Here is a 20,577-nt window from a genome sequence, read left to right on the forward strand (position 1 = left end):
CCGCCACCAGTGGCGTAGGTCGGATTAGCGCAGCGTAATCCGACGCAGATAGTGCGGGGATGTGGCACAGCGGCCTACCCCGCTGGACAATCCGCAATAGGCCTACGGCTCATACCATTGTTGGGCATCAGGGAGTAATCCACTCCGTCACCGCCACCAGCGCCGGGTTGGGACCGGGTGAGAGTGGCGTAGGTCGGATTAGCGCAGCGTAATCCGACGCAGATGGTGCGGGGATGTGGCACAGCGGCCTACCCCGCTGGACAATCCGCAATAGGCCTACGGCTCATACCATTGTTGGGCATCAGGGAGTAATCCACTCCGTCACCGCCACCAGCGCCGGGTTGGGACCGGGTGAGAGCTTGGCGATATACCCGCCCTTGGCGGCAAAACGCTGGCCCGGGGCGAGGCTGATACGCGGGTAGACCGAGGTGTAGGGGACGCTATCCACGGTATGCTCGATCCGTTCGATAAAGTAATCCCGGAAGAAATAGCCCCGTATGTGGGTAAGGGCGTCACCCGCCACCTTCAGGGCAAAGTAAGCATTGGCCTGGACCTGCCGCGCTTCCGGCACGTATATCCCCTTGACCCGGAGCCAGCCGGTGGAGCGCAACAGCAGCCGGGAGAGTCGACTGGGCAACTCGTTGGTATGGATAAACAGCAGCCGGTCACGCAGTGACGGTGGCACCCCGTCCGTGTTATCGCCATACAGGCTGCTGGAGAGATAGATGCGATCCGGCCCGCCGTTCTGCTCCAGCACCGGCCACAGGGTATCCACATCGGCCTGGCTCAACCAGAGAGTCAGATGGCCATCTTCAGCCTCGTCCAGCACCTGGCGCCAGAACTCGGTGCCGGGTTGTCCCTCCCCCGGATGCCAGACAACCGTCCGCACCCCGCGCTCCTGTCGAATGGCCTCGGCCGCCGCTTTGGCCCGCTGATCGTCGGCGCGGTAGACCTGGACCAGGGGACGGTTGACCTGCCCGTCGTCGAGCCGGTGCCGATTGACCAGTTGACCCTCCAGCGCCATACCCTTGGAAAGATAGATCGGATAAAAATCCTGTTCCGCAATCACCGGCAGATCGGTAGTGGGAAACAGACAAGGCAACTCGGTCTGTTCACAGAAGCGGTGAACCGGCTGCCAGGGACCGTTGGCCACGCCGCTGAGGACCGCGAATACAGGTTGCTGGCGATAATAGCGCTCCAGCTGCGCGGGCCAGGTCTCCGGTGCACCGGTCAGTTCCCAGACATGCATCACCCACTTGCGATAAGGGGAGAACAGCCACTCCTTGTGCCAGGGGGCGTCTTGGGCCCGCTTGCTCTCGTGGCGGGTTTCGCTGTTTTTTTGTTCCACGTACACCTGCATCACGTCCACCAACGCCTTGCGAATTTCCGGGGCGACCGGCCCGGCAATGATGGTGGCGAAGTGAATGTCCCGCTCATCCACCCCGGGGGATATCTCGACCGAGACAGTTTTCAGGTAGTCGATCAACAGCTCGATCTGGTCGTCGTCCAGTGCATAGCGAGGCATCAGCGGATCAAGCAGTTCACCATTGGCGTCGACACCACTGCGGATGGCCCGCTTCAGGGTCTCCATGTTATAGGCGGGGCGTTGCTGAGGTGCCAGGGGCAGGTTGCGGGTGGGCAGCCGCAGGGGATTGAACAGCCTATCCCCGGCAATGGCGGGAATCACCTGGGAGCCTTCGCTGGAACCCAGTCCACTGCGTCGGTGACAGGTACCGCAGATCGCAAAATCGCCGCCGACGGTCACGTCGTTTCGTACCCGGGCGGTGATCATTTCACCGGACGGAAGCACTCCCTCGAGATACATCCGCCGGCCCGCCTCAATCCGGCTCTCCATGGATGGCGCAGCCGGGTGTGCGGTCGCATCGACGGCAGGCGCCGGCGGCGGGTTAGCCGCCGGCGCCATCGCCGAAGCCGCGGCCAACAGCACCACGGCGGTGATGGATGAGATCAACTTACCCGGCCTCATCGGGTCGTGGAGGCCAGCGAATTGAACTCTTTCATAATCTCCGCTGCACTGGCCAAACCCTCGACGCGCACCCACTCGGAGGCGCCGGAAGCGCGCAGCAGTGTGATCGGCTCATGGTTGGTCTTGGCGCCCCGATAGATATCGAACACCTTCTGCACGGCAATGATGTTATCCAGTTCACCAGTCAGAAAGCGCCACTGCGGCCCGGCATGGAAACGCTCCGCGTAGCTGCGCAGCTGCGCAGGGGTATCCTGCTCGGGATCGATCGTGATGGAGATCATGCGCACGTTCTGGACCTCGCTGCCCATGTCCTTTTGCACTTGGGAAAAAGTAGCGCTGAGAACCGGACATATCGAGGTACAGGTGGTGTAAATGAAATTCAACAGGACCGGCATCGGGGTGTCCAGTTCCTGTTTCAGCGTGGTCGCATTACCATTCATGTCCACCAGGGATAAATTCGACAATGCGTAGTCGTGCATGGAGCGCGCATAACCCTGTTGTTGCATCATCTGCTGGTGCTGTGCATGCTCCCCGGTCATTGGCATGGCCTGACCTTGTGTGCTGTGATCCATATTATGCATGCTGTGATCCATGGCCGGTGCGCTGTCACTCATATTGTGCATGCTGTGATCCATGCCATCTGCATGGTTCATCGCGACAGTCATGTTAACCGGCTGCTGGTTGCTGGCAGGCTTGAGATTGCCGCAGCTGAGCGCCACACCCGGCACTGCCGCCAGTGCCAGGTAGAGGGCCGCTGTTATGCCGGTATTCCCTAACCGTCCCATATGCTTAAATCCTTTCATCTTCTTCCCTCCAGAGTATTCATGCCCTTGTAATGATAGTCGGTGATTGCGGTGGCATTTCCGCATCGATGCCGCGGCCCGATGAATCGGGTCGCGGCATCATTCTGTTGACCAAAAGTTCAACCACGGGGCAGTTGTCAACGCTGCTGCACCGCACTATTCTCGCTACCCTCCACGCCCGTTACGCTGACCGCTACAGGGATCGCTCCATACGTGCTGGTAAAGTTCTTGAGCGTCTTCTGCCAGCGGCCTTTCTTGGCGCTCCAGTTGAGCGGTTTGGTGACGCTGCCGCCACTGGCCAACTCGATGGTCATACTCAGACCTGCCTGGTTACCCAGGGTACTGGTCGCCCAGACCACCAGCTTGTTCTGGGCCGAGACAAACCGGGCGCGTGTCACGTCGATGGTCAGGTCGTAGCCGTTACAGTCCTGATCGATGCCGTCATGCTTGGTCTCCGGTGCACCGGGATAGATCGATGCGTTGGCGTCGTTGCAATCGACATCGACGGCATAGCCATCACCATCGTTGTCCACCGGCCCGGGGGGCGGGTCATTGTCGACGATCGTGGTCGTGGCACCGGCGGGTGTACCCAAGGTCGCCCCACCGCCCGGAGCGGACAGGGTAACGCCAAACTCCTCATCGCCCTCGAACTCGCTGTCATCCAGGATCGTGACGCTGAAGCTGGCGCTGACCTGGCCATCCAGCAGAGTCAGGGTGCCGGCAGAAGCGGTGTAGTCCGACCCGGCGGTGGCAGAACCGTCGGCAGTGGCGTAGTCGACCGTCACCACCCCGTCGCTGCCGGCGGAGCGCTGTACCGTGAACTGTATGCTGGCTCCCCCCTCGGAGACGCTGTAGCTACCGGAGGCCAATGCCAGGGTGCCCGGCTGTGGCGCCGGATCATCATCCAGCACAACCGCCTGGGCGCTCTGCAGGGCGCCCAGGGTGGCGCCACCCTGCGGATTACTCAGGCTGATGGAGAAGCTCTCATCGCCCTCGTAGAGCGCGTCATCCAACACCACCACGCTGAAGCTCTGGCTGGTTTCGCCGTCGGCAAAGTCGAGCGTACCTGAGGTGGCCTGGTAGTCCTGGCCCGCAATCGCGGTACCGTCGCTAGTGGCGTAATCCACCGACACCGCCCCGGCACTGCCACCCGAGCGGGTCACCGTCACGTTGAGGGTGGCGACATTCTCATCCACGCTGTAGGCGGAGGCGCTGAATGCCAATGCCCCAGGGTCGCTGCTCCCGGTGCCGAGAGTGTCCTCTAACCAGGTGTAGGCGGCCGCCACGTTCAGCATGCCGTAGCCAAAGGTATCATCCGGCCCAACCGCTCCCAGGTCCGTGCTGGTGTCGATGAGCGAGGTTTCGAGCTGACTCACCGTGGCATCAGGAAATGCGCTTTTCAGTACCGCCATGGCGCCGGCCAGATGAGCGACGGCAAACGAGGTCCCCGATACCACGTTGTAGTAGATGGGAACCCGATCAGCGGTAAGGACACCGTCGCCGGGCGCCACCAGATGCGGGTAGATACCGCCGTCACAGGCTCCCGCGCCGCGACTGCTCTGCACATCGATATTCAGTTGTTGATCAACCCCACCTACCGACACAGCAGCGGGATCGTTAGCCGGGCTCACGCTGGTATCCGCGTTGGGGCCATAGTTACCGGCCGAGAACACCACCGCGATCTCAGCTTCCTTGAGCAGGGCGATATCGGGCTGAAACTCCTGGTTGCACTGATTGATCGTGCTCTGCAATACCCAGGAGTTGTTGACGATGTCGGGGGCATCATCTGTCGCCGCATCACCATCCGGGTCAAGTATCCACTGATAGGCTTCATGGATGGCGCTCAGGATCGATTGGTTGTTGTTGTCAAAAATCTTGGCGGCTATCCATTGTGCTCCCGGCGCCATGCCGATCTGATAGCCAAGCGCCCCACCCCCGACAATCAGCCCCATCACCTGGGTACCGTGCCCATTCAGATCCGCTGGCGTCGCGTGCTGCCCATGCGGATCAAACCAGCTGTTGGCGCCACCACGCCATCTCGGACCCAGGTCCGGATGGGCTGCGTCAACACCGGTATCCAGCGACGCCACCACTACATCCTGGCCGGTGTTGCCGGTGGCCCATATCGGCTCGACGCCGGTCGCCGGCAGATTCCAGAATGTCGGTGCGACAGGCGGCGTCCCATCACCAGGACCCTGCAAGGTGATATCCAGTGTCACGCTCTCGACACCCGGCAGCTCCGCTACCGGCTCCAACAGATCCGCCGGTATGTTGGCCACCACCATGTTGCGCGCCCAAATCAGTTTCAGTGCGGGCTTCTCACCATAGCTACGGAGCAGCTGCCTGACCTCACGCCTGGAATTTCGCGCTGCGGTCTTGAGCGCCGTGACCAGCATCTTGCGCTTCAGTTGGCGACGCGCCTTGCGCTCTTTCTTGGCATTATCCGGATGCATCGCCTTCGCCAACAAACGGGCCTCGCGGCGCAGTGTCTTGATGTCCACCGTATCCTTGAAACGGATAATTACCGGCAAACGGTCGGGCGCGTCGATCGACGACATGATCCCCTGTAGTGTCGGGTCAATGCTGCCGGCAGATGCCGGTAGCGAAAAACAGGCCAGTGACACGGCAGCGGCAATGGTTAATAAATGACGCTTCATTCTGCTTGTCCTATTTTCTGGCTAAGCTGACCACGCACGGTGAGGTGTTCAACCTTGAAGTCACCGATGCCGACGGTTGCCTTCTGACCGGGCTTCAGATGGAAACCCGGGTTGGCGAACATGATGGTGTAGATCTTGCCCGCCTTGATGTTATGACCACGATTGGTAGTGCGCAGTGAACCGACCTTGGCGGCGGAAGGTACCGCAAACTTGGCACCGCTCTGTTCCGATTCGATGTAAGGCTTGAAGCGACTATCGAACAGGGGCGCCGCCTTGTCGGGGTCGATCACGCGAAAGCGGAAATCGAGCCAAAAACCATCTGCCGTGTAGGTGACGCTGAGTACCCGGACACCCCACTGTTCGGCCAGCTCGGGCGGCACAGCCGGATCCGGTCGCCCGGCCTCCACGCGCCGTTGCTCGGCCTCGATCATGGCGGTGTGGATACGCTCCAGCATCTGCCGGGTGTGACTGTCCAGTGGCTTGGCGGGCGATGCGGATTTGGCCGCGCTGGCCGGTCCCGGCACGCTTACACCCGCGGTCTGCGCCTCTGTCGCGAATGCGCCCGGATTACTGGCCCAACCCGTTACCGCGAAAAGAGTGACCAGGACGCTTCGCGCTGCTACCTTGTTGCACCGGTTTAATTTAACCATCGACTCCCCATCCTCTCTTGTCTGTACAGGTCACCCCGGGTCGTTTGCTCGTCCATTGGTCCGGGGTGGTGTAATTCTCAGGTTCAAAACTCCTTCTGGGGTGGGGGCGCAGTGCGCCCCCACCCCGTTCTCACCCTAGGGTACGTGGATGGCGTCCACATCCTGGCTGTCGGTACTGCTGAGCCCGGTATTGGTTCGGAACATCGCCCAGTTCGCGCCGTTATAGGTCACTACCGACTCATCCTGGACCACGCCAATACCTGGGACATTGGTCCCGGCATTGCGGTCGAAGGAGATGTAGTAAGTGCCACCCTGAACCGTCAGGCCATCGATGTCGGCATTGCCAGGCAAGCCTGTGGCGCTGCCGTCCAGTGCCCGGCCACAACTCGCACCGCCACTCCAGGTGTAGACATCGGCGTCGTCGTAGGGCGCGCTCACACCGGTCACGGAGTTACCGTTACCTCCACCGCGGGTCGAGAAGTAGAGCGTTCCACCGGAGACGGAGAGCGCATCGATATCCCGACCATTGCTGGCATCCAGGCCACAGAGCGAACCGTCGAAGTAGGTGCTCCAGGTACCCGTGGTAGTGTTGTATGCCACCACATCCTCATCCGGCACCCCGCCCAGCGTCGGTACGTTGGTGTTGGCAGCGGCGAAGGAGAGGTAGATCGTCGTGCCATTGACACTCATACCATCGATGTTGGCATTATTGGGCAGACCCAGATCGGTAACGGCGTCATACAGCCGGCTGAACACATTGCCACTGTCCACCGTGTAGATATCACCGTCGTCATTGGGCCCGGAGACTCCCGGTACTGCGCCGGCACCAATCGTCGAGAAGTAGAGTGCCGGTACACCAGCGCCGGTCACCTCCACTGTCACGGTAGCCGAACCACTGTTGTTGACACCGTCCGTTGCAGTGTAGGTAAAGGTGTCAGTCCCGATGAAGCCGGTCGGCGGTGTGTAGGTGCAGGTGCCGCCTGTCACGCCGGTGACACAACCCACGGTGCCGCCCTGGGTGCTGCTCGCATCAAAGGTGGCGATTGAGAGCGGATCACCCTCGGGGTCCGTGTCGTTTGCCAGCACGTCGATACCGGTCAACTGGGTGTTGATACCGGTGGTTTCCGACGGATCATCATTGGCTGTCGGCGCCAGGTTGGGGGCCGTCACGGTCACGGTCACAGTGGCCGAGTTGCTGGGATTGACCCCGTCGGTGGCTGTGTAGGTGAAGGTATCGGTACCCGTGTATCCACCGCTCGGCGTGTAGGTACAGCTTGTACCCGCACAGGAGACAGCCTGGCCACCCGTGCTGACTGCGTCAAAGCTGCCTACACTCAACGGCTGTCCTTCTGGGTCAGTGTCGTTGGCAATCACATTGATTGCCACAGCTACATTCTGATCGGTTGCCGCCGCGTCAGCGTTCGCCATGGGTGGCTGGTTGGCCGTGACTGTAACCGTCACGGTGGCAGGCGCACTGGTGCTGGTCCCGTCACTGATGGTGTAGGTGAACATTTCTACCATGCCGTCAGGGATGCCGGTTGCATCGTAGCTACAGGTGCCACCGGGAATTCCGGTCATACAATTCACATGACCCGGCCCGACGAACCCGGCGATGGTGATCGGATCACCCTCGGGATCGGAGTCGTTACTGAGCACACCGATGTTGGCGGTGAACCCGCTTACCACGCTGGCAGCATCATTCACCGCAATGGGTGCACCGTTGCTGCCCGCGTTAAAGCTGAGGAACCGCAACATGCCGCCCACCGTATCGCCGACGGTTTCGTTAGCCGGATCGGAAGGGTTGGTCATGTAACCGTTGCCGTCGTAGACCGCGTAACGTCCGGAGTCCGGGGCCACGATGGTGGCGTCCTTGGTCTTGGCGGGCGGCAGCATGGCCGAGTACTGCTTGCGCGGCGTAGCCGCCACGGGATTGCCGCTGCCGTCCTGGTAGTTGTACTGCTGGCCATCCTCGGCATGGATGGTCATATCCATCCCCTGCATTACAGCCACGTGGGTATCGGTCGCGGTACTGGCCAGGCGTAACAGGGTGGTCTGACCGGCGGTCAGGGGCCCGTTTGTACCGGTGGTGATATCGCCCAGCCCGGTCTGGTAAGGTGCGCCATTGACCAGGTACCAGGTGGGATGGCGGTCGATGGCGGTGGTCAGGGTACCGGCGGCGACCGCCGCGTTGAAGGCGGGGTCGATGTCGCTGTAGAACAGCGTTACCTCGTTGTCATAGGAGACGCCGGGATAGGCCTCACCTGCCGGGGTATCCTTGGTGACCAGACCGGCCAGACCCATATAGACCTGCTTCTGCGGATGGGTGCCGCTGGTGTACATGAAGGTGCCGGTACCGGTGAAGATGGTCGCGCGGTTTGTGTTCCAGATATACTGCCTTCTGCCGCCGTTGGCAGGCGCTTCAAGCCCGAAAGAGCGGACACGCTGGTTGGCATTGGTGCGCGGTCCGACAGTTCCGTCGTTCCAGGTCGGACCATTCGGACCACCGGCGGTGGCGGAAAAAGGTATCTCCTGGCCCGGTATAATGAGCGAGGTCGGCTCCGGTAGACCGTTGGAGAGTAATATCTGGATATTGACCTCGTTAACTGGCACTTCGAGACTCGGACCAGGCATGGTCGGTGTACCCAGGTTGCCAATACAGGTTAGGCGGGCAGCATTGCTCCCCTGGTTGTAGCAGGTACCACTCGGATCCGCTACGTATCCCCACATGGGAACCGAGGAGCCGTCAGGCATCATTTTCGTGTAGGGCTTCGCCGCGATGTAGTAATTCTGCAACGCGAATGCGGAACCTGATGCCAGGGAGAGCGCCATCGCCGCAGCGATGGGCGTCAGTTTCATCTTCATGTTGTTTAACCTTTTCATTGTTATGCCCTCCCTCATTCAATAGTGACGTAGGTGGGCAGCACGACCATCGCGCTCAGACTGCCTCCAGGGAAGATATCGAAGGTGGTCAGCTCCTTCTCGGCATGGGAGTGCCAGACGAAGAAGTAGCCGCCATTGGGGTTCAAACCACCCTCACCGGGAGGCAGATCACCGACATCACCCATGTAGGGGCTGCCGCTCCAGAAGCCACCGAGGGTCAACTCGGCCACGCCGGGCAGGTCAACCGGAATCGGTTTGCCGTGATCGGCGCAGTACTCGCGGGTGACCGCGTCGAAACCGTCACCGGAGTCGGTACAGCTGTGTGCATAACCCGGCCCGGTACCGTAGATATCCCAACCCAGATCCTTGCCGGTCCAGGTCCAGATCGCATCGACAGTCTGTTTTGGCGCGGAGTTAATGGTGTTGTCGGAGCGGCCCAGGTCGGCCACCAGGCCGTCCGAGGTGAGCATGTTGCCATCCCGACCGACAAACCGGTGGTTCTCGCCGTGGTAGTGGAACGGGTGGCTGTCATGCCCCCCATTGGCGTTGCGCACCAGTACCCGGTCACCCGGATGGGACATGGAGAGCGACTGGTAGGGCTGATGCGGGAACAGCGGATTGTAGTCACCCTGCACCAGGTCCGGATAGACCCGCCCGTTGACAAAATAGATGGTGGCGAAACGCTCATTCTGTGTGAAGTGCGCATAGTGACCGCGCTCCATCTGCTGATGGACCTCCGGATCCGCCTCGGTTAACAGGTAGAGGTACTCGTGGTCATACTCCGTCTCGGTACCGGTGCCGTAAGCGCTGTGACTGCCATCGGAGGGGCGCACGATCAGGGTACCGACCAGGCCCATCTCGGTATGCAGCCCGGGGTTGGCGCCATCCAGGCTGTGGTAGACGTAGGTACCGGGTTTGCCGGCGGTGAAGGTGTATTGGACCGTTTGACCAAAATTGGATTGCCGGGTCACCAAGCCGCTTTGACCACCGGTTGCCGACACATTGTGCCCCGGTATGACGATGGAGATTGGATCAGGCACTCCGTAGTTGGTCAGGTTTATGGTTACCGCCTGGCCCTCGGTGACGATCATGGTGGGCCCAGGATACTGGGGCAGGAAGTAGCCACTACCCTCCGAATGGGTGGCGTTCCCACCCGCGCTCAGATCACCGAAGCCCCACATATAGAGGCTGGTCCCCTCCGGCAAGCTGATATTGAAGGGCGACGCGTACAGATTGAATGTCGGCCCGGTGATCCCGCGGATTTCGTGGCCGTGGGCCGCCTGCGCGGCTCCCCAGGGCAGCAGCCCCAGTCCCAGCAGGATGATCCCCGCCAGGCGCCCGTATTGGTTTAATCGATTTCTCATGGCTTGTTTCTCCTGGTCAGGCACCGGCTCAGTTGACGACAATCTCGGTCATCAGACCGCCGTCGAGTTGCGTCTTGTTGCTCATCTGGTAGAACTCCATGGCGGTCAGGAAGTAGGTCCCGGGCGCAACTCCAGTGGTATCGATAATGACGTCGTGGGTCTCCCCGCCCCCGAAGTTCACGGAGGCCACGTCTCTGTAGATATTCTTGCCGGTGATGCCACGCATCTGGCGTGCCCCGGTACCGACGATGCGCATCTTCAGACCGTGTGCAGTAAGGGTGAAGAAGCGGTCGATACTCACATTGGAGAGTCGCAGCAGCAGCTTCTGACCTGCATTCACGCTGATCGCCGAGCCCATGTCCTGGGAGACCTCGCCGTTATTGAGCACCGCTCCCGGCTCACCCAGGAAGCCGTCATCCACGGGCGCACCCATTTCGCCAGGGCCCGGATTGAGTGGATCCACGGCAACGGTCTTGATGGTATCCGGATAACCGCGTCCGTTGATCTGCGGGTAGTTGGTCTCGAGTGTCGAGAAGGGCAGCGGCTGCACCAGGATACTGGCATCGTGGAATTCGCCGTCGAATCCGGAGACCTGGATCGGTGCCTCCACGTCAAAGGCGGTGGTACCATCGCCGTCATTGTAGGTATAGCCCCATGGACCGGGACCTCCCTTGCGACCCGCTACGGTGTTCGGATTTCCACCGTAACCGGTTTCATCCTGCTTGGGATGTACGTAGAGATTGGCCAGCATGCCCATCTCCATGTGTTCGGTCGCCTCCACGTGGCAGTGGTAGATATAGGTACCGGGCTCGACATTGTTGTAGTAGTAGGTCAGGGTCGAACCCATGTTGATGGAGATGGAGACCTCCGGCACCCCGTCGAACACCGTGGCGGCGTTGGGGAAGCCGTGGTAGTGCACGGTGTGCGGATCGAACAGGTCCGGTCGCATCACCGTGCCGACGTTGGTGAGGGAGAGAAACAGCTCATCTCCCTGGTCGAGCTCGATTTTGCTGCCCGGCCAGCGGGCGGCCAGAATACCGTCGGCGATCACATCGGCCGGTGCCACACCGGTCTTGTCGGCGAAACCGAAGGTGTAGGCCGGGTGGCCGTCGGACATCTGGGCGAAGCCGTCACCGGCCACCAGGTGCTTGCACTTAACCGTACCGCCGTTGGGACCAGGCACGACCGATTCGGGGACCGCGTCACCGTTGGTATCACCCGGACACTGCACGTTGACCGCGGCCTGTGCCGTTCCCATTCCTCCCTGCAGCAACAGCGTGATGGCGGCCGCCAGGGCGTTTCTTGTCAATTTACTTTGCATCGTCATATCTCCTGTGGGAGTGCGATAAGACCTTGCCTGGCGCCCCTCCCCCATCGGGTTCCGGGAGGGGCGCGCTGTCGCCGTCTCTACTAGGGCAGCTCGTCAGCACCGATTTCATTGGTGTTGCCATTGGTGCGAGGATCACCGTCAAAGTCCTCACCCAGTAACCCACCGAGTCCGACGTTCTGACCCGCACCATTGGCAGGCGAACCTGTCGTGATGTGGTAGTCATAGAACACCCGGGCATTTGGCGCACTGCCCAGCTCAACCGTGGTCAGTGGACCAAAGGCGACCTGGATGAAGTTGCCACCCTCGTCGAAGGCGCCAGCCGTCTGCAGCACGGTGAACTCGGGCAGATCCAGGCTCTCCTTGCCCTCGTTGTAGACCGGGTTGACGAAGGCCGGATCCAGGGTAAACACGCTACCCCCACCGGTGTACTCGGCCACGTTGTCGGCGTTGTCGGTAAGCAGACTGAAGCGGGAGAACATCACCTCTCCGCTGTCCACCGTGCCGTCGAGGACCGCCAGGTCGTCACTGGCCGCGATCGGATCGAGCGTGCAGCCCGTCGTAGGCGTGGTGCAGTCCGCGGGGAACAGACCCGTCTCAATAATCACCGTGTTCGGATCGTCGTAATTCAGCCAGTAGAACGACCGGTTACCGAAGATGATGTTGTTGTTGAGATTGGCATCGGAGAAGGTGAGATACTCATCCACCCGTCCGCCATTGGCCGGAATAGTCGCCCCGGTCAACAGGGTCGCCATATCGGGCGTATGGAAGCGCGATACGATACCGGCCGGTAGTGCCGTGGACTGGTTGGGGAAGCCCGGCGTGAAGGCCTGAGACGCGGTCGCCGTGGAGTCATTGTGCGCGACCGTGTTGTTCTGCACGTGCACCTCCAGGGAGTCCTGAATGGCGATGGCTCCCGCCAGGCCCGAGACGTTGTTGGTGATCATGTTGTTGAACACGCTGACGTCGTACCACTGGTTGTTGCTACCCAGGTTGTTGGCCACGTCGATGCCGTTGGCGTTGACAATGGCGATACCACCGCCGTCGCCAGCCCCGGCATTGTTGCCGTTGATGAGGTTGGCGTTGACCACCACGTTACCGGTGCCCTCCGACAGCAGGAGACCGTTGGTCGGCTGCAGTGCCGGCTGACCACCGACATAGAGGCCGCCGCCGTTAACGGTGAAGGCCTGGCTGAAGGACTCGTTGAACAGCACCTTGTTGTGCTCGATCCGACCACCATTGGAGCGACCGATATGGGCGATACCGCCACCCTGGGCTGCGGAGAAGTTACCGCAGACCCGGTTCTCCTGAACACGGTAGGCATCGGCACCGGTGTAGAGCGAGATACCGCCGCCACCGGCACTGGTGGATTCACCAATCAGGCCGTTCTTGATCACCTGGTTATGGTGGATGCGGATCTGGTCATTCACGGCATCGGCATAAATGAGACCACCGTTGTCATCCTCGACTGCCAGTTCCGGATGACCCACCCGGATACCGCCACCATAGAATCCGGCATTGGCGGTCAGGTGGTTGTTGCCGATATTCAGGAACTGGGCATAGCCGTTGACCACAATGCCACCGCCCTGGCTTGCACCGGCAATACTGAAGCCGTCGATACGTGCACCACGGTTGCGCGGGTGACCAAAGCGATCCGCACCGCTGGCCAGGCCGGCCACGAAGATGCCCGCCCCCTCCTCGGTCGGGAAGGCCGGCGCACCCAGTGCCTGGAATATACCGGTGGCATTGGCCTGCTGGCCGGGCAACAGGCTGATCTCGCCGTTGGCCGGGTTACCATCCAGCAGTTCATCGATCTTCGCACGCCAGGCCGAGATCTTCTCGGTCGGTACCTGGCGGGCGTTGATCGTTACCGCACCGGCACCCCAGCCCTGCAGCTTGACCGGCTTGTGCATAATGACCAGCTCGTCATACTCACCCGGTGCCACCAGGATCAGGTCTCCGGGCATGGCCATGTCAATGGCCAGCTGGATGGTGTTGAAATCACCCGATCCATTTTTGGCCACGTTGATAACCGCGTAGTTCTGGCCATTCGGGCGTACTCCCATGGGTTCGCCGCCCACCAGTACACCCACGGTCAGGGTGACACCGATTTCCGACTCCACGGGTGTGGGAACACCCTGGCCACGGGTCACGACCACCTGGTACTCACCAACCGGGGTAGCGGGAGGAACAGTCGCGGTAATCGAATTGCCGCTCCACGCCGCATCTCCCGGGGTGATGTCTATGCGGCCGCCATTTGCATCCACCAACTCCAGCTTGCCATCCGGGCCGGGGTTGGCACCGAAGTTACGGTTGCGGGTGATGAAGCGGGTAGCCGGATCGACCCCATCCCACTCCGGATTAATGACCTGCTCATTACCCATGGAACGGACGCGAATCTCATCACCTGCGACAACGAATGGACCGATGTTGCGGGTATTGTTGCGCACGTCGCGGATCATCGGCGTCCGTTGCGGTACAGCGCAGTCCACCGGGAAGCTCACCGGGTTGGTAAAGGAGGCGATCGCCACTACCGGTGTATCCAGATAGGTGGTGGAACCCGGCATGTACTGGAAGGTGTAACAGAACTGACTGAAGGCCGGGTTGAAGAACGGATCCACGATCATCTCACCCGGATTGAGCGGATCAGGAATCGGCCCGGCATCATTCATGCAGGCCACCAGCATGTTCGGAGACATGCCCGACGGCTGCGGCAGGTTGGCTGTCCAGGTCGAGGGCAGCAACACATTGTAGCGGCCGAACTCGTCCGAGTAGACACGATTCACCGGCTTGCCGTTCCAGTCGTAGAAACCGACCGGTACCAGCGGCGGAGCGTACTTCTCGCTGAAATTCGGGCTGTTGGGATTGAACTCGTTGGCCAGATCGTTGAGGATCATGCCGGTGACATTGGCTGCTATCGGCGTGTCGGTAACCAGGAAGAAGTCTGCGGCCGCGTTTTGAGCGCCCGAGAGGGGTACTTTCTTCTGGTTACAGACCGGACGTAGCTGGCCAGCAAAGGGCGCAGCGGCGTCTGCCAAGCTGATACCGGGTACGATCTGCGCAGGATCACCACTGCCGTCCTTGGTGGAGATAGCGAACAGATCAGGAACAACCTGTGCCGGACCGACACAGGCCGGCGGCAGGGCCGCGGGCGCCGGCTGGTACTCGTCACCGAAGTCCACGTTCTTGTGATGCTCACGCAGGGTCTTGTAGCCGACCGGCGTGGTTGCCTCGACGATGTAGTCGGACGGCAGCAGACCGAGTTGCAGGGTAGCAGCGACTTCAGGTGCAACCGGCGGGCTACCAAACGTACCAACTGTCACGTAGTCATAAAAGGCCCTGATTTTATTAGCGGCCGCTGCGGCATTCCCACCCAGCGCATCCAGATGGGCCAGGTCATACTCGCTGAAGGCGTAGCCACCATCGAACACGCCGGGGCGTACCTGGTTCCAGTTGCGCATGCCGTCATAACAGCGGTCATCGGTGATGCCGGGCATATTGTTAGCGCCCTGGCAGTCCTCGGGCAGGCTGTCGTCCCAGCTGTCGGTCCAGGTCACGGCAATGGCGTCACCCATGTCGAAGAGACCGTTGCTGTTGCGGTCGATATCCTCCGGCCCGGGGGCGCATGGCGCTACGGCGCAGTGCTCCGGCGCCCAGTTGAGCGGGTAGTTGTCCACATCGCTCAGGGTGACCAGACCGTCACCATCGATGTCATCGATGACGTTGTTATCGGCATCGTAGCTGTCGTTACCGTTCCAGTCGATGTCACCGATACCACCTGGGAAAGGACCGAACGGGAAAATGACGGGCGAGTCGATGTCGCCATCGGCGTACAGGTTGACCTGTACTCGCGGCACACCCGGCTCCCACTCCTCGGCGACCGCGTACTGCGGGTCGTTCTCCGCCCGGGTGACGGTATTGAGAACGACACCCGAGATACCGCCATTCTCACCCACATACTTGGGTGGAACGAGAGGGACGCCACTGAAATCCAGGTTGAGGTACTCGGCCTTGCCGAAATGAATGACACTGGTCTGGCCCAGGAAGCCCTGGAAGGCCTGGGTCAAGACCGGGCCGGCCTCGGTGCGCCAGGGCAGATTACTGTTTTCCGCCTGCGACTGGGGATTCAGCTCGCCAACGCCCGGCGGCTCCTGGAAGCCGGGGAAAATGGCCGGATTATTGTTCACCGGACCACCCGCATCCACCACAATGGTGGCGCCGGTTGCCTTCTTGTTGGTGAAACCGACCTCGGCCACCAGCCAGTTGAAGAACGGGAAGACCTCGTCAAAGGGCGCCACACCATCAAAATCGGTGGGGAAGCTCTGGTAGACGGTGCCATCGCGGAAACGAATATTGACCGGGCCGCTCTCCGCACCCACATTGGTCTCACCCGCGTCCCAGAAACCGTCCTGGTCGGCGTCGTTGAACAGGAAGGTGGTCAGGCGGCTGAACCAGTTGAACACTGGCACGTTACCCAGCGCACAGGACTGACCGCCGTTACAGGTACCACCGGGGTCGACCGTGAAGTTCTGGGTAGCAATCACCACGTCAAGCGGTGTGTCGAACACCTTCAGCTCGTAGCTACCCGGCGGCACGTTGGGGATGGAGAAGGAGCTGTCGCCGTTGCAGGGCATGGCGTAACGATTGATGCCCGGTACCGCGCCGCCTTCATTGATGGCGACCCAACACTGGGGGAAGGGACGGCCACTGAAAAACTCGGTGGAGGGCGGCCGCGACATGTGCATGTCGGTGATCATGCCACTGACCGTCGCCGGGGCGTTGCCGTCCGAGAGGGTGTTGCGTTGCTGGGTAAAACCGACAAATACATGCGGTCCCGGTAGACCAAATTCGGCGAAGAAGGGCGGTTCGTTGGCCTTGACCCAAGCGTCGATAACCGGGGAACCTTCTATGGTGGAGGTCTGGGTCCAGCCGGCGGGCGGGGTCACGATGATGCCATACTTACCCGGTGCCAGGTTCTTGATCAGCAGGGTGCCGTCCGGATTCGGCGCCAGTGTGCCGTCGCCCAGCGCCAGCACGGTGCCGTCAGGATTGTAGGTGGTACCCAGCGGATTGCCAAAGGCGTCCTGCAGCAGCGGGCCACCGGGAATGCCGTATTTACCGGCGGGCTCCTCGACCACGATATTGAACTGGCTGAAGTCCACCGTGGTAGGTATGCAGGCGTCGGAACCCTGCTGCTCTTCCGGCAGGTCCGGCGCGCCGTTCAGCGGGTAGCAGTCATGGAACAGGTACACCGCGATCTGAGCGGTGGGGATTGGGTGCTGCTCCACGATGACGGTCACGTCATCAACGGAGTTGTTGGGGTCCTGGTTGTTGGGCACCACGGTGACCGGGGCTCCGCTCATGGCGTAACCTGTATAGGGTAACACCGACAGGTAGTAGCGACCGGGCGGGACATTAAACACGGTCTCCGCATTTCCGTCAGTATTGCCGTTCAAAGGCTGGCCAGCCGCAACTCCCTGTTTTTGGGCCAGGGGATGGTGGCTGGCGTGGAAGTTTCCTGCGAGCCTCTGATCAAGTGGCGCCGGGACGTTTGGATCCACCGCGTAAGTGTGGTCCTCTTGGAGAATCCAGCGAAAGCCATTGACCGGATTACCGTCTCCGTCCACCACGCTCATGTTGAACTGAGCGGCCTGGGCGGCCGTTGTCGTCGTCATGACGAGTAGCATGAGCGTCAATTTTGACCCTATGCCGAATCTTTTCAGTACATTCATCGTCGCACCCCAATCTTTGGAATCCCAACCGCCTGAACGTGACTGCCGATACATTGCGCAATCGGCGGGTCGCCCTGAATGCCAGGTTGACCAGGCCACGCGGTCCGTTAAACAACATAGCGATGCACAACCGCTTTTTGTCGTTGGAAGAAAGTATTGATGGGATATGACACAAATACTGGTAGGGTATGACTGTATTTATTAGCTGGGGATACCTATAAAAATGGTAGGGTTGCCTGTAGTTGATCCTGGCATTGCTTTACTGATATGTACGTTGTTGGAACATGCGGTTAGTGGAAGAATTAGACCTTGTTCGGGCGGAATGCAGGTTAGCGGGGAGTATTTGGAGCGAAAGCGGAACCCATCCTCTGGGGTGATACGTCCCGACCCGGCTGGAGAAGCCGTAGGTCGGATTAGCGCAGCGTAATCCGACGCAAACGGCGCGAGGATTTGAAACTGTGGCACGCCCTGTCGGGTTGCGCCTTCGGCCAACCCGACCTACAAATCGGTCGTGAGGGGGGGTTAAAAATCGATCCGATAACCGGCGGTAAAATAGTACGTTGAAGTGGTGTCCGACAGGCCCGGGCCATCCAACTCGGAATATTCTCCGCCCACCTCGACTTCGAAATAATATTTACGCTGCAGGAGGTAGTCCATCCTGAGGGAGGGCACGAATATCCATTCAGTGCTGTTGTTGGTGACCCGGTCTTTATAGTCAAGTCGTACACGGGGATTGACCCGCCAGAACCTAGTAATGGGATAACGGGTATTGAGTGAAAGCGTCGTGGTATTTACGTTGGTGGTATCTGAATAGCGCACTCCGGCCACGGTGATATCTCCGGGTTTAAGGAGATTATTGCCAATCAGTTGCAGATTGTAATATTTATCAACACCGGTACCTGGCACCGCGGCAACTCCCCCGGATGCCGGTGTATCGCTCAATTCAGTCAGCGTCACATCGCCACTCAGTTGCAGTTGATCAGTTAACGGCTTTGATGCACCAAGGGTCAGTGACGTGCTCTCCGCAGTACGATCCTCTGCCAGTTGATAGATCTCATCATCTGTGAAGCTGGCCTGTAGCGCAGTCAAGGAAGTGATGGCTTGCCCCTGAAGGGCGTTCTGTGTTGTTAAAAATGGACTCGCCCGATAGTCAAACTGGGCATTCAGGGAAAGCCCCCCGGGTAAATTCAGATTACCTATCAGCAGGAAGGTATTGAGCTTTTCATAATGGATGTCATAGTCCACCAGGCCCAGAAGAGAACGCTCTGCGGTAAAGTATCTGAACTCTCCACCTACCGCCCGACGTCCAATCAAGTCCTCATTGGCCTGATCTATATAAAAGAGTACGAAGTCCCACGCATTGTCATAGGTTCCAAGATCAACACTGGCCCCCCAGAAATTCCGGTCGGTATCTGGTCCATCCGAAGAGCTATCCACCGGGTAACCGGCAACCAGGTTGAATTTCACATCCTCGCTCATACGGTAACCGAACAACCCGCCATCGAATCGCCCGGAAACCCCGCCGGTACTGCGTGTCTGACGGCCCAACCGAGTGGAGAGCCCCGTCGGCTTATGATTCAAATCAACATAGAGAGAGCTGACGTGTGAGTAGCTATCCGGGTCATCGTCGAGGAAATCCTTGAGGTAGCCGCCGGTAAAGCGGATGCTTGTATCCAGTACATCACTGCGGCCCCTGGCGCTGACATCGATATCCGTGGAAAGCCTGTTCTGGGTATCCCTTGGACCCAGCGGTTCGATATCCAGAACATCGCGACGATAAAATTGCGAAAAACTGCCGTAGGTGCGCCATTCGGTACCACCCTCTTCGGGCTGCGCCCGTCGGCCCGGCTTCAGGGCAACCTGGGGCTCCTTCCGCGCCGTAACCAGCGCTGCCAGACGCTGTCGCACCCGTTCAGCACCCTCCCCCTCGGGATAGAGAACAAGGTATTTCTCATACTCGCGTTTGGCATGGGCAAGCTGCTTGTTCCGTTCCCGCGCCAGTCCCAGAAACTCCTGCGCTTGCTCACGGTATTTATGCTCTGGATAGCGCAACACTTTGGTATAGAGTTGGATGGCCCGTGAATAGTCATTACCCGCCATTGCCTGGCGGGCACTCTCCATTATCTCCGCCACCTCTGTTTCGGGAATAGCAGGTAATAACTCCACCGCCGGCTGCTCTTCCACCTCGGGGCGTGGTTTTTTTGCACTTATGGCAGGTGCCGGCTCCGGACGGCCGGTGACACCCGCCAACTCGGCTCCGGTCGCCTGGGAAACCCACGCACCGGGATAACGCTCCATTAACGCCTGTCGCGCGGAGACGGCATCAGCGTAGCGGTCAAAGAAACCCAGGCGCAGCCGGTGCCAGCGTTTGCCATCAAGCTCAATCTCGGTGATATAGAGATTATTCTTGCTGAACGGGGCATCCAGCTGTATTTCTGCCAGGTTGGGTGGATCTATTGTAGATTGCAGGTTGACCACATAGCCGCCCACCGCGGGCTCAGCGGACACCCCGCTATCTGCTTCGGAAGGCTCGCCCGGAGTCCCTGGAGCCGCTTCCCGTCTCGGAGCAACAACACCCGACTGGTCGGGCTCAGACGCATCCCGTGATGTGGCCGGCTGTTCGATGAACAATATAATCTGACGATAATCACGACTGGGTTGAATACGGAAATTCAAGACATTTTTTAGTCGAATCCGAATGGAGACAAACCCGGATGCCGTGTCCAGTTCATATTCAACTTGACGAACTTCCGAACTGCCTGGAACCAGTGACTGTTGTTCCAGAAATCCTGAGGCTAACGCCGGCAAGCCACGGAGGGGACGAAGCTGTATCTGAATATCCTTGCCGCGAGTCTCTGGAGTATGATTGATGTACTGTAGCGGTTCGGCAAAATGTATCCGGAACTCAGCCTCTTTCGGGCTGAGTTCAACCTGCTCTGTATCAGTGATCAACGGCTCCTGTGCCCAGGCCACCCCACAGAACAGAATGGCAATCACCAAAAACGCAGCATCGACAGGTATCACCCGTTTATTGGATACAAAAAAAAGGGCCATCGCGTTTCCTTTCTCGCAAGTATTGTATAGCTTTACAGAAAACTTTCAGGTTTTCCTTTAATTAAAGCAGTTAACTATATAGCAGTTATTGATTTTCTTGTGAAGCTGTTTTTATCCGGGGTC

9 protein-coding genes are annotated in these 20,577 nt (G+C 59.8%); all 9 read right to left on the reverse strand.

Features of this window, described 5'->3' with window-relative positions; all coding sequences use genetic code 11:
- Positions 1-301: 301 nt before the first annotated feature.
- The gene (locus tag ACHZBF_RS11320; RefSeq protein ID WP_321528484.1) at positions 302-1,972 is read right to left on the reverse strand and encodes a cytochrome c; all 1,671 of its coding nucleotides are present in this window, start codon (positions 1,970-1,972) and stop codon (positions 302-304) included.
- A gap of 11 nt (positions 1,973-1,983) precedes the next feature.
- Positions 1,984-2,790 carry an SCO family protein gene (locus ACHZBF_RS11325; protein ID WP_321528485.1) on the reverse strand — a complete coding sequence of 269 codons (807 nt, stop codon included), beginning with the start codon at positions 2,788-2,790 and terminating at the stop codon, positions 1,984-1,986.
- Between the two features lie 137 nt (positions 2,791-2,927).
- Positions 2,928-5,447, reverse strand: a complete 2,520-nt coding sequence (locus ACHZBF_RS11330; protein ID WP_321528486.1) for a Calx-beta domain-containing protein — start codon at positions 5,445-5,447, stop codon at positions 2,928-2,930.
- Positions 5,444-6,097, reverse strand: a complete 654-nt coding sequence (locus ACHZBF_RS11335; protein WP_321528487.1) for a hypothetical protein — start codon at positions 6,095-6,097, stop codon at positions 5,444-5,446. The genes ACHZBF_RS11330 and ACHZBF_RS11335 overlap by 4 nt, the downstream gene beginning before the upstream one ends.
- 135 nt (positions 6,098-6,232) lie before the next feature.
- Complete coding sequence (locus ACHZBF_RS11340) at positions 6,233-8,959, reverse strand: Ig-like domain-containing protein (RefSeq protein ID WP_321528488.1); 2,727 nt, start codon at positions 8,957-8,959, stop codon at positions 6,233-6,235.
- A gap of 32 nt (positions 8,960-8,991) precedes the next feature.
- Positions 8,992-10,341, reverse strand: a complete 1,350-nt coding sequence (locus ACHZBF_RS11345; RefSeq protein ID WP_273440646.1) for a multicopper oxidase domain-containing protein — start codon at positions 10,339-10,341, stop codon at positions 8,992-8,994.
- Positions 10,342-10,369: 28 nt separating this feature from the next.
- Entirely contained in the window at positions 10,370-11,662 is a 1,293-nt protein-coding gene (locus ACHZBF_RS11350) for a multicopper oxidase domain-containing protein (protein WP_321528489.1), read from the reverse strand.
- An 89-nt stretch (positions 11,663-11,751) separates the two neighbouring features.
- Positions 11,752-17,343, reverse strand: a complete 5,592-nt coding sequence (locus tag ACHZBF_RS11355) for a right-handed parallel beta-helix repeat-containing protein (RefSeq protein ID WP_321528490.1) — start codon at positions 17,341-17,343, stop codon at positions 11,752-11,754.
- 579 nt (positions 17,344-17,922) lie between these two features.
- Entirely contained in the window at positions 17,923-20,454 is a 2,532-nt protein-coding gene (locus ACHZBF_RS11360; RefSeq protein WP_321528491.1) for an SPOR domain-containing protein, read from the reverse strand.
- Positions 20,455-20,577 lie beyond the last annotated feature (123 nt).

This window comes from Sedimenticola selenatireducens (assembly GCF_963675335.2).
GTDB lineage: Bacteria > Pseudomonadota > Gammaproteobacteria > Chromatiales > Chromatiaceae > Sedimenticola > Sedimenticola selenatireducens.

Coding starts and splice junctions, on each gene's coding strand:
- ACHZBF_RS11345 (WP_273440646.1), bottom strand. CDS start 10,341: ATGAGAAATCGATTAAACCAATACGGGCGCCTGGCGGGGATCATCCTG.
- ACHZBF_RS11335 (WP_321528487.1), bottom strand. CDS start 6,097: ATGGTTAAATTAAACCGGTGCAACAAGGTAGCAGCGCGAAGCGTCCTG.
- ACHZBF_RS11350 (WP_321528489.1), bottom strand. CDS start 11,662: ATGCAAAGTAAATTGACAAGAAACGCCCTGGCGGCCGCCATCACGCTG.
- ACHZBF_RS11340 (WP_321528488.1), bottom strand. CDS start 8,959: ATGAAGATGAAACTGACGCCCATCGCTGCGGCGATGGCGCTCTCCCTG.
- ACHZBF_RS11325 (WP_321528485.1), bottom strand. CDS start 2,790: ATGAAAGGATTTAAGCATATGGGACGGTTAGGGAATACCGGCATAACA.
- ACHZBF_RS11360 (WP_321528491.1), bottom strand. CDS start 20,454: ATGGCCCTTTTTTTTGTATCCAATAAACGGGTGATACCTGTCGATGCT.
- ACHZBF_RS11330 (WP_321528486.1), bottom strand. CDS start 5,447: ATGAAGCGTCATTTATTAACCATTGCCGCTGCCGTGTCACTGGCCTGT.
- ACHZBF_RS11355 (WP_321528490.1), bottom strand. CDS start 17,343: ATGACGACGACAACGGCCGCCCAGGCCGCTCAGTTCAACATGAGCGTG.